Consider the following 10465-nt stretch of genomic DNA (forward strand, 5'->3'; position numbering starts at 1 on the left):
GTCAGGTGAGGGATTCGGACAGGCTGGCGAGGAAGGATAAAATGTCAGATTGTGCGTCTTGCAGGCGATTGGTCGTGCGTGGATGAGTACACTGGCGCCGTTGCACAATGCGGGGCGCAGGACGCGCCTTGTGAGGGTTTCTATTCTGGAGAGTGAATGTGATGCGTCAGAAAGGCTTTACCTTGATCGAGCTGTTGATCGTCGTGGCAATCATCGGCATTTTGGCCACTATCGGTTTGCCCATGTATACCAAGCACCAGGCCAAGGCCAAGTTCACCGCGGGGTTGGCTGAAGTCTCCGCGCTGAAGGCAGGTTTCGAGGACACCCTCAACCAGGGCACCGTACCGACCCTGGCCTTGATCGGTGGCACCAGTCCCACCGCCAATTGCAAGATCGACGTGGCAGGCGATGTGGCCACCGGCGCAGGCTCCATCAGCTGTGAAATTCTTGATGCGCCTGCGCCCGTGCTGGGCAAGACCATCACGTTGACGCGTAGCGCCACCACGGGCTGGAAGTGCGCGACCACGGCTGAAGCGCAATACGTTGCCAAAGGCTGCGGCGCCGACGGGGCCTGACGGCCGTCGGGCGGTAGGCGAGTTAGTTGCCGCCTGCCCAATGCGGTGCTAGCTTTAGCCCACCGCCCGTGTAGCTCAGCCGGTAGAGCAGCGCACTCGTAACGCGAAGGTCGCAGGTTCGATTCCTGTCTCGGGCACAAGGCAACACTGTTGAAAAAACGCAACACTGTTTCAAAAGGCAGCACTGTTTTCAGATGATCCCAGAATGGTTCTGAAGGCCAGACGAGCCGGCATTCATGCTTGCTCTTTCGTATCTGCGCAACCTTGATGACCCAGATGCATCCCCATTCCTCGATCTAAGAGAACAACATGACCACACCAGAAATGACCCAGGAAGCGCGGCACGAAGCAGCCCTCAAAAAGTACGTTGCGGAGTCGCCGGAACTGCTGGATGAGATCAAGGACCTGAGCGCCGATGATCAAAGGGACCAGATCCAATGGTCATTTGAGGATGAGGCCGAGGCCCAGGGCCTGCAGCCATGGGAATTGACCCTCAAGTACACATCGACGCCGGAAGAGTTCGAGGCCGCACGCCTGGCCTTGCACAAGGAGGCCGCCGAGGTGCTGGGTGTCGACTGGAACGAGTATTGCGGGATGAACAATCTCGCGATCTGAAACCCTGTGCAGGCGCCGGCTTGCCGGCGCTTACATTAAAAACGTCAGATGCTCAGCCGCATCGACAAGTCCACCGCCTTCACATCCTTGGTCATCGCGCCGATGGAGATGTAGTCCACTCCGGTTTGGGCGATAGGCAGCAGCGTGGTTTCATTGATCCCGCCGCTGGCCTCCAGCTTGGCCTTGCCCGCATTCAGGCGCACGGCCTCACGCATGTCATCCAGGCTCAATTCGTCGAGCATGATGATATCGGCGCCCGCCGCCAGCGCTTCGCGCAGTTCCTCCAGGCTTTCCACTTCGATTTCCACGGGCTTGCCCGGCGCGATCTTGTGCGCGGCGGTAATCGCCTGCGCAATCCCGCCGCACGCAGCGATATGGTTTTCCTTGATCAGGAAGGCGTCATACAACCCGATGCGGTGGTTATGACAACCGCCGCATGTCACCGCGTATTTCTGCGCCAGGCGCAGGCCCGGCAGGGTTTTGCGGGTGTCCAGCAGCTTGACCTGGGTCGTGGCGACGAAATCCGCCAGGTACTGAGCGCGCGTGGCGACGCCTGACAGCATCTGCAGAAAATTCAGCGCGCAGCGTTCGCCGCTGAGCAGTGAGCGGGCAGGGCCCTCAAGGTGGAACAGCGCCTGGTTGGGGCTGACACGCTCACCGTCGGCAACCTGCCAATGCACCGCGACCCGCGGATCGAGCTGACGGAACACCGCATCGACCCAGGCCGTACCGGCGATGACGGCCGCATCGCGGGTGATGATCGTAGCCTTCGCCAGCCGTTCGGCCGGAATCAATTGCGCAGTGATGTCGCCGCTGCCGATGTCTTCCAGCAGTGCACGGCGCACGTTGGCTTCGATTTCGGCGGTGAGGTCGGCAAGACGGAGATTCGGCATAACAGGCTCCACAAACAAAGTGCCTCGGATTATAGGGGCAGCGCGCCTGTGAACCCAGACTCAACACTCATTTACAGAGCAATGGCAGAGTTCACTGGCGCAACTACCCTTATTTGCAAGATAATCCTGCGCCTTGCAATTGGCGTCATAGCTTTGACGTCCTGGTGACAACCGGTTTTCGCAGCCCCCATCGGACCTGTAGCTGATCGCTCCCCACCCCAACACCGCCGTTTCAGGAGGCCAGGATGCACAATGACGGAAAGGTGGTGCCAATCAACAAGGCGCACCCCACGCCATCGCCGCTTGCGCGCCTGCCGGTGGTGTTGCTGCAGGTTCGCGACAAGGCTGCCCAACAGTTGCAGCAAGGTCTGCAGGAACTGTTCGATAACGCCGATGACACGCTGTTCGAAATGGCCGACAAGGCCCGCAGCAATGTTGACCATCACATCTTCTTTGAAGCGATGCGTGACTTGCGCCTCAAGCGCAAAAATTTTGAGCGCGTGTTCATGGCGCAGTTGTTCGCCGCTTTCGCCAGTCTGGGCCATGCAGAGCCAGGCGAGGCGCATTTGGTGCCGGTGGTGTCGTATGAGGCGGCGCCCGGCACGTCCAGCGACGAACTGGAAAAGGCCGTTGCGCTGGAGGCCATGCTCGGCCGGGTGCGACATCGCGATGGCCTGGCGCTGGGCCAACTGACCGCGCGCTTGAGTGCATTGCTTGGCAAGCCTCTGAGCGAGTGCGACAACCCGTTGGGTCCGGCGCTGCTTTGCGAGTTCTTTTTGCGCGCGGGGCGCAGCCTGGGCGTAGAGATTCGCGTCAAGCTGATCATGCTCAAACTGTTTGAAAAGTACGTGCTCAGTGACGCCGACCAATTGTTCTGCGAAGCCAATCAGTTGCTGGTCGCCACCGGGGTTTTACCCGAACTCAAGGCGGTGCCCTCGCGCCGCCCTGGCGGGCGTGCCGCCCGTGACCAGCAGCGAGAAGGCAACCCGCCAGCCATCGACCCGCCCCTGGATGAGAACGGCCAGCAGGCCTTTGCCGCCCTGCAGGTGTTGTTGGCGGCGGTGCGAGGCAGCGTGGCGCCGACCCTGGAAGCCTGCGCCGAACCGCAACCCATTGCCTCGCGCGACCTGCTGCGCCTGCTCTCGCACCTGCAACAATATGTGCCTGAACCTGAGGCCGAAGACGATTTCGACCTGCGTAACCAGCTTGAACAACTGTTGACCCGCGTGAGCGTCAAGAGCGGCAAGTCGCGTGTGGTGGAAGGCGCCGATGAAGACGTGATCAATCTGGTCGCCTTGCTGTTCGAGTTCATCCTCAATGATCGCACCGTGCCTGATGCGTTCAAGGGCTTGATCGCGCGCTTGCAGATTCCGATGTTGAAAGTGGCGGTGCTGGACAAGAGCCTCTTCAGCCGCGCCTGCCACCCGGCGCGTCGACTGCTTAATGAAATCGCCTCGGCTGCCATGGGCTGGAGCCCGCACGAGGGCTATCAGCGCGACAGCCTGTACTTGCATATTGAGCAAGTGGTGCAGTGTTTGTTGAATGACTTCGTCGAAGACCTGACGATTTTTTCCCAACTGCTGGCGCAGTTCACTGCGTTCACCTCGGATGAACAACGCCGTAGCGCGTTGCTTGAACAACACACCCGTGAGGCCGAAGAAGGGCGCATACGCACGCAAGCCGCACGTGACCGTGTGGCCGATCTGCTCAATCGGCGCTTGCTCGGCAAGGTCTTGCCGCAATCGGTGGTGCGGTTTCTTCAGCAGGCCTGGAGCCAGGTGCTGTTGTTGGCCTGCCTCAAGCACGGCGAACAGTCGGTGCAGTGGCAGGCGGGCGTGCGCACCATGGACGAGTTGATCTGGAGTGTGGGCCTGCAGACAGACACCGAGGCCGGCCGGCACCTGCTGGAGCAACTGCCCGGGCTGCTCACGGCTTTGCGCAACGGCTTGACCAGCGCGGCGTTCGACCCTTTCAGCACCCGTGAGTTTTTTGTTCAGTTGCAGGCCATGCATGTTCAGTCGGCCGAAGGCGAGTGCATCGACGCGCTGATCAAGGTGCGTGAGCCGTTTTCGTTCAGTGTCGGGTTGCCTGATTCAATACAGCGCTTGCCGAGCGATGACCCGGACCTGCTCAAGGCTCACCAGCTGCGTGTCGGTGGCTGGTTTGAGTTCCAGCAAGACGAAAACACAGCGTTGCGCTGCAAGTTGACGGCGATCATGGCCCCGGCCAATAGCTACATTTTTGTCAGCCGTACCGGCCTCAAAGTCCTTGAAAAAAGTGCCGACCAGCTGGCCATGGCATTCAAGCGCGGGGCCTTGCGTACCTTGGACGACGGGCTGCTGTTCGACCGCGCACTGGCGTGCGTGGTGGGCAACCTGCGTCAACTCAATCGCGGCAAGTGATCGCAACCGCAGGCCTGAACGCGGCATACTGGTAACACCTCGTCTCATTCAAGGAACCCGTATGCAGTTGGACCCCACCAGCGGTTGGTGCCAGGGCATTCGCCATTGCCCTTCGCCCAACTTCAACGAGCGCCCCGCCGGCGAGATCTCACTGTTGGTGGTGCATAACATCAGCCTGCCACCGGCACAGTTTGCCACCGGCAAGGTGCATGAGTTTTTCCAGAATCGCCTGGATGTCACGCAACATCCTTACTTTGAAGGCATTGCCGACTTACGGGTGTCTGCGCATTTTCTGATTGAGCGCGACGGCAGCGTGACGCAATTTGTGTCGTGCCTGGACCGCGCCTGGCATGCCGGGGTATCGAGCTTCGAGGGGCGCGAGGTGTGTAACGACTTTTCTCTGGGAATCGAGCTGGAAGGAACGGACGAGCTACCGTTTACCGAGGCTCAATATGTTTCGCTGATTGACCTCACGCGACAGCTGCTGGCGGCTTATCCAGACATCACCCGGCAGCGTATTTGTGGTCACAGTGATATCGCACCGGGTCGCAAGACCGACCCGGGCCCGGCTTTTGATTGGACGCGCTTTCGCAGCGCCCTGCAGGATGGAGGACACGCACGATGAGTTTCCTGGTGTTGGTGTTGGCGGTCTGGATCGAGAAATTCTCGGCCTTGCGTCAGCGGTTACAACGCGACGGTGGATGGTTGCGTGAACTGGCCAAGCTGGAATCCAGCCCGCGTATGGGGAAGCGGCCCTGGCTGATTCTTGTCCTGTTGGTTTTACTGCCGGTGGCCTTGCTGGCGCTGTTGCTGTTGGTGCTGGAACCGGTGGCTTATGGCCTGCTGGCGCTGCCGGTGCATCTGCTGGTGGTGATTTACAGCCTCGGGCGCGGCGATCTGCTGGCTGGGCTTGGGCCGTTTCGCGATGCATGGCGCCGCGGTGACCTGCAGGCCGCCGAGCATGTGGCCGAACGAGACCTGAAGGTGGTGGCTGACAATGGCGAGCAACTGCTGGAGCGTGTTCAAGGCCATTTGCTGTGGCAGGCCTATCAGAGCTTTTTTGCAGTGATTTTCTGGTACTTCCTGTTGGGGCCGGTGGCGGCGTTGGCGTATCGCCTACTGGCATTGGCCAGCGAATACAGCCAGAACCCGCAGGTCGCCGAGCGTGCCGGGCAATTGCGTCACGCGTTTGACTGGGTGCCGGTGCGCCTTCTGGCGGCAAGTTTTGCCTTGGTGGGTAACTTTGTCGCGGTTGGGCGGGTGATGTTGCATGAGTTGTTGAGCTGGGACATCAGCGCTGCACAACTGGTAGAAAAAGTCGGCCTGGCGGCGGCTGAAATCCCACCGCCCGTGGTGGGGCCCGAGGGGATCAACAGCCTGGATCGGCTGTGGGAACTGCTGCTGCGCGCGGCGGTGCTGTGGTATGCCGGGTTTGCGATCTGGACCGTACTGCCGTAGCTAGCCAGACGAGCGGGTTTTTGTGGCAAGGGACTTTGCGCCCACGCCACAAAAAACCGCTCAGCGCAGGTCGTTAACCTTACGTTACAAAACTCCCTTTCAAATTGAGCTATACAGACAGAGCGCCAAATAGTGGCTATCTGCCGCTTCCCCCTGCGCCTCAATAAAAATAATAGAAAGGGAGTACACCTTTGAAGAGCTTGCTCTATCCCGCCATCGCGCTGATGAACCGTCTGAGTTTCGGCATGAAATTCAGCCTGATCAGCGTGCTGTTCCTGCTGCCGATGCTGGCCACCAATTATTTCCTGGTGCGTGATTCCTGGGCGCAATTGCAGGGCACTCGCATCGAACTGCAAAGCCTCGATCTGCTCGGCAGCAGCCTGGCGCTGCGCCGTGACCTGGAAACCCTCAATAACCAGGTGCAGATCAACGCGGTGCTGGGGCAGTCCGGCAAGGCTGGTGATCTGGAGGGCAAGATCAGTGCGTTGGAACAGAGCGTGCTGAGCCGCCTGCAAGGGCTCAATGCGATGACCGGCGACCCTGAACACACCCGTGTTTTTGATGGCAAGCGCGACGAAATGATCACCGCATTCAAGGCTCAGCAACAGGAAACCTCGCTGCTGAGCAAAAGCGCGCTGATTGGCAAATTGCTCAACAAGGCGCAGATGCTCAGCCAGATCATCGCCAGCCAGTCCGGCTTGAGCCGTGACCCTCAGGGCGATTTGCGCCAACTCAGCGAGCTGGTCACCAGCGTCACCCCGCAAGTCACCCAAACCCTGGGTGAAGGGCGGGCCATGGGCGCTTACTCCTTGGGCCAGGGTTTTCTCAATTCATCCTCCAGTACGCGCTTTGAGGAACTGCTGCAGCAATTGGAAAAACTCCAGGCCGAGTACGCCCTGAAGTTGCAGGACGCACTGGGCGCCAGCACCGCCGCGCATGCGGCGCTCGACCCTCTGGCCACGGCCAGCAGTGCGAGCCTCAAGCACGGCAGCGAGTTGTTTGAAGAGCAGGTGGTGATGGCCGAAACCCTCGATGCGCCGTGGCAGGGTTTTTATGAAAGCGTCAGCCAGTTGATGGCCCAAACCTACCAACTCAATGAAGCGACCCTGACGTTTCTTGAACAGCAACTTGAGCAGCGCCTGGCCCAAAAACGCACGCACATGATGGTGCTGGTCTCGGCGCTGGTGGCGGTGTTTGTGCTGATCTTTTATTTGTATGCCGGTTTCTACGCGTCGACCCGCACCACGTTGCGTCGCCTGGGGGCGATGATGAACCAGGTCGCGGGCGGCGACATGACCGTCAGCTTTGTTGCCCACAGCCGCGACGAACTCGGGGAGTTGGGCCAGGTATTCAACGGCACGGTGGCCAGGATTCATGACTTGATCGAGCGTGTCGGTCACACCGTCAGCCAGGTCGAGTTGCAAGCCGGGCAAGTGCAAGCCGTGTCGGCCCACAGCAACCAGGCGGTTTCCGGGCAGCGCAGCCAGATCGAGCAGGTGGCGACGGCCATGAACCAGATGTCGTCCACCGCCCAGGAAGTGGCGCGCAGTGCGGCGGCGGCGGTCAGCAGTGCCCACAGCGTCAACGACGAAACCGTCAGCGGCCGAGGCCTGGTGCAATCCCAGCAGGGCAGCATCGCGAGCCTGGCGTCGGAGATAGAGGCGTCAGTGCAGGTCATCAACCAATTGGCCACCGACAGCCAGTCGATCAGTGGTGTGCTCGAGGTGATCAAGAGCATCGCCGAACAAACCAACCTGTTGGCGCTGAATGCCGCGATTGAGGCGGCGCGCGCCGGCGAGCAGGGCCGCGGTTTTGCTGTGGTGGCCGACGAGGTGCGCACCCTGGCCCGACGCACCCAGCAGTCCACTGAAGAAATCGAACAGATGATCAGCCGCCTGCACAGCGGTGTCGGCGCGGCCGTGAAGGTCATGGGCACCAGCCATGCCATGGCCAATGGCACCGTGGGGCAGTCGGAAAAGGTCCAGCAAGCCCTGGAAAATATCCTGGGCGCCGTCGGAATGATCGTCGATCAGAACCAGCAGATTGCCGCGGCCGTGGAGCAGCAAACCGCCGTGGCCCACGATATCGACCAGAACATCGTTGCCATCAATCGTGCGGGCGAGCATGCCGCCGAGGGCGCGCATCAGACCGAAACGGCCAGTCGGCTGCTGTCGGTGCAAGTCGTCGAGTTGAAGCAATTGATCGGCGCGTTTCGTGTGTAGGGCAGGCGCGTAGGACTTGGTCTTCCTGGGCCGTGGTGCCCGTCCTGATTTCGCTGTGTGGCTTTTTTGAATGCCTGAATGGGTGAGAATTTGTTTCAACCCGTCACGGTTCAAGGGAGGCACAGCGATGGCCACTGCCATGGGGATCAAAGGGCATTGCGCCCATTGCGACATCACGTTTGAACTCAAGCCCTGGCAAGTGAATGCGATTGCCATCCACGAGCCCTTTGAATGCCCCTATTGCCAGCGCACCCTGCAGTTGATATGCCCCAGGCAGCTGCGCCAGTTCAAGGCGCTGGACCACTGGGCCATGGTGGCCCCGAGCATGGTGGTATTGACCTGCTCGGTGCTGATTGTGGCGCTGGTGGCGGAGTGGGTCGGGTTGCTCAGCGTGGTCGGGCAACTCAACGTTTCGCTGGTGGCGGTGCTGATGCACTTTCTAGTGCTGCGTTACGCCCGTCATCGGCAACGGCTGACGTTGAACTTGCAGGCGGTCAAACCGCTACCAGTTGAACAGCTCGCGCGCATTGCGTGTGCTCGTCTCGGCCAGCAGTAAAGGGCTGATCGCCATGCGTTCGGCCAAGTCGGTGCAGATGTCCGGCAGGTGCTGCGGGCTGTTGCGCTGGCCCGGGTACATGGCGGGCGCCATGTCCGGTGAATCGGTTTCCAGCACCACCGCGTCAAGGGGCAGTCGCGCGAGTACTTTGTGCATGCGCAGCGCCTGCGGCCATGTGGCGGCGCCGCCCAGGCCGAGTTTGAAACCCAGCTTGATGTACTCGCGGGCTTCCTCAAAACTGCCGGCAAACGCATGGATGATGCCGCCGCGTGGCAGGCGAATGCGCTTGAGGGTGGCGATCACTGCTGCGTGGCTGCGGCGCACGTGCAGCAAGGCCGGGAGTTGGAAGTCCACCGCCAGTTTCAGCTGCGCTTCAAACAGGCGCTGCTGGCGCTCGCGGTCCAGCTGTTCGAGAAAGTAATCCAGGCCGATTTCACCGACGGCGCACAGTTGCCGGTGGCCCTTCAAGCGCGTCAGCCAGTCGCCCAGCTCCGTCAGGTCGGCGGGGCGATGCTCATCCAGGTACACCGGGTGCAGGCCGAAGGCGGCGAACAAGCCTTCGTCTTCCTGCACCAGATCCCACAGCCGTTGCCAGTTTTGCTGATACACACCCAACACCACCATGCGCTGCACGCCGAGTTGGCGGCTGTGGGCGAGGACTTGCCGGCGATCAGGGTCGAAGTCCGGGAAGTCCAGGTGGGTATGGGTGTCGATTAGCTCCACGCTCAAGCCTCGTGAATACGCTGCTTGAAGGTCCGGCCGATGGCGTGCACGCCCGGTTGGTACTGTTCTTCTTCGATGGCGGCCAACGCCAGGCGCAGGGCGGTGTCGGCAATCAGCTGATGTTGCTGGGCCATGGCGTTGACCGGCAGCGGCAGGAAGTCCAGCAACTGGGTGTCACCAAAAGTGCCCAGGCGCAGCGGCCGGGATTTGAGCGGGAAGTCGTGCAGCGCGTCGAACACCCCTTGCAGCAGCACGTACGAAGTGGTCACCAGCGCGTCAGGCAAATGCCCCAGTTGTTGCAGAAGTTGCTCCATCAGCTGTCGGCCGCAATCTCGGCTGAAGGCCTCGCCCTGTTCGACGATGACCTCACCCGTGAAGCCTTTCAGCGCTTCATGAAAGCCGGCAGCGCGCTCCTGGCTGATGCCCAGCTCGGGACGCGCACCGATCAGCGCGATCTGCTTGGGCAACGGTTGCAGCAGGCTGCTGGTCAACTGCTGGCAGGCCTGGCGGTCATCGCTGACCACCGAGCAAAACTGCTCAGTTTCCATCACCCGGTCGATCGCAATCACTGGCAGGCCCTTGGCTTGCAGTTCGCGGTAGCTGTCATCGCTGGCCGGCAGGCAACTGGCCACAAACAGCGCATCGCAGCGCCGCGCGCGAAACAGCTGCAGCAACTGGCGCTCGCTGTCGGCCTCATCGTCGGAGCTGGCAATCAGCAACTGATAGCCGCGCGCCCGCGCGCCCTGTTCCAACAATTTGGCGATCCGTGCGTAACTGGGGTTTTCCAGGTCCGGCAGGATAAAGCCCAAGGTGCGCGTGTGCCGACTGCGCAGCCCGGCCGCCTGAGGGTTTGGGGTAAAGCCATGGGCTTCAACCACCGCGCGCACCCGCTCGACGGTTGCGCTGCTGATGCGTTGTTGCGCGGCCTTGCCATTGATGACGTAGCTTGCGGTGGTCACGGACACACCGGCCAGACGTGCGATATCACTGAGTTTCAAACCGGGATTTCCTTGTTTTTTAG

10 protein-coding genes and 1 tRNA gene are annotated in these 10465 nt (G+C 60.9%); 8 read left to right on the plus strand and 3 right to left on the minus strand.

The genetic code is table 11. The features are described 5' to 3' along the window. The first annotated feature begins 161 nt into the window (after positions 1-161). From NTD89_RS24255 to NTD89_RS24265, 3 genes are all read left to right on the plus strand, one after another. Positions 162-575, plus strand: coding sequence for a pilin (locus NTD89_RS24255; RefSeq protein ID WP_262210148.1), 414 nt, complete (start codon positions 162-164; stop codon positions 573-575). A 64-nt stretch (positions 576-639) separates the two neighbouring features. Further along, a tRNA-Thr gene (locus NTD89_RS24260) sits at positions 640-712 on the plus strand. A 172-nt stretch (positions 713-884) separates the two neighbouring features. Then, positions 885-1190 (plus strand): DUF6388 family protein, encoded by a 306-nt coding sequence (locus NTD89_RS24265; protein ID WP_106578609.1) that lies wholly within the window; start codon positions 885-887, stop codon positions 1188-1190. A gap of 44 nt (positions 1191-1234) precedes the next feature. On the opposite strand, the gene nadC is transcribed toward NTD89_RS24265, so the two are convergent. After that, positions 1235-2083 (minus strand): carboxylating nicotinate-nucleotide diphosphorylase, encoded by an 849-nt coding sequence (gene nadC / locus NTD89_RS24270; protein ID WP_145165288.1) that lies wholly within the window; start codon positions 2081-2083, stop codon positions 1235-1237. A gap of 245 nt (positions 2084-2328) precedes the next feature. On the opposite strand from nadC, the gene NTD89_RS24275 reads away from it, so the two are divergent. The 5 genes from NTD89_RS24275 (at position 2329) to NTD89_RS24295 (ending at position 8721) form a co-directional block, all read left to right on the plus strand. Next, positions 2329-4485, plus strand: a complete 2157-nt coding sequence (locus NTD89_RS24275) for a DUF1631 domain-containing protein (protein WP_262210100.1) — start codon at positions 2329-2331, stop codon at positions 4483-4485. 61 nt (positions 4486-4546) lie between these two features. Next, a complete protein-coding gene (ampD, locus tag NTD89_RS24280; protein ID WP_145165284.1) occupies positions 4547-5110 on the plus strand; it encodes a 1,6-anhydro-N-acetylmuramyl-L-alanine amidase AmpD in 564 nt (187 codons plus the stop codon). Beyond that, on the plus strand, positions 5107-5943 hold the full coding sequence (ampE, locus tag NTD89_RS24285; RefSeq protein WP_106578613.1) for a regulatory signaling modulator protein AmpE: 837 nt from the start codon (positions 5107-5109) through the stop codon (positions 5941-5943). The genes ampD and ampE overlap by 4 nt, the downstream gene beginning before the upstream one ends. Before the next feature lie 1517 nt (positions 5944-7460). Further along, positions 7461-8165: a methyl-accepting chemotaxis protein gene (locus NTD89_RS29610; RefSeq protein WP_370004722.1), complete on the plus strand. Its 705-nt coding sequence runs from the start codon at positions 7461-7463 to the stop codon at positions 8163-8165. Between the two features lie 127 nt (positions 8166-8292). Continuing rightward, positions 8293-8721, plus strand: coding sequence for a hypothetical protein (locus NTD89_RS24295; protein ID WP_124416411.1), 429 nt, complete (start codon positions 8293-8295; stop codon positions 8719-8721). Here the strand turns inward: NTD89_RS24295 and NTD89_RS24300 are convergent. Next, on the minus strand, positions 8668-9444 hold the full coding sequence (locus NTD89_RS24300) for a TatD family hydrolase (protein WP_262210105.1): 777 nt from the start codon (positions 9442-9444) through the stop codon (positions 8668-8670). The genes NTD89_RS24295 and NTD89_RS24300 overlap by 54 nt on opposite strands. Positions 9445-9446: 2 nt before the next feature. After that, complete coding sequence (cra, locus tag NTD89_RS24305) at positions 9447-10442, minus strand: catabolite repressor/activator (protein ID WP_145165276.1); 996 nt, start codon at positions 10440-10442, stop codon at positions 9447-9449. Between the last annotated feature and the right edge of the window lie 23 nt (positions 10443-10465).

Origin of the sequence: Pseudomonas sp. 14P_5.3_Bac1, from assembly GCF_025466135.1 — a bacterium.
Taxonomy (GTDB): Bacteria; Pseudomonadota; Gammaproteobacteria; order Pseudomonadales; family Pseudomonadaceae; genus Aquipseudomonas.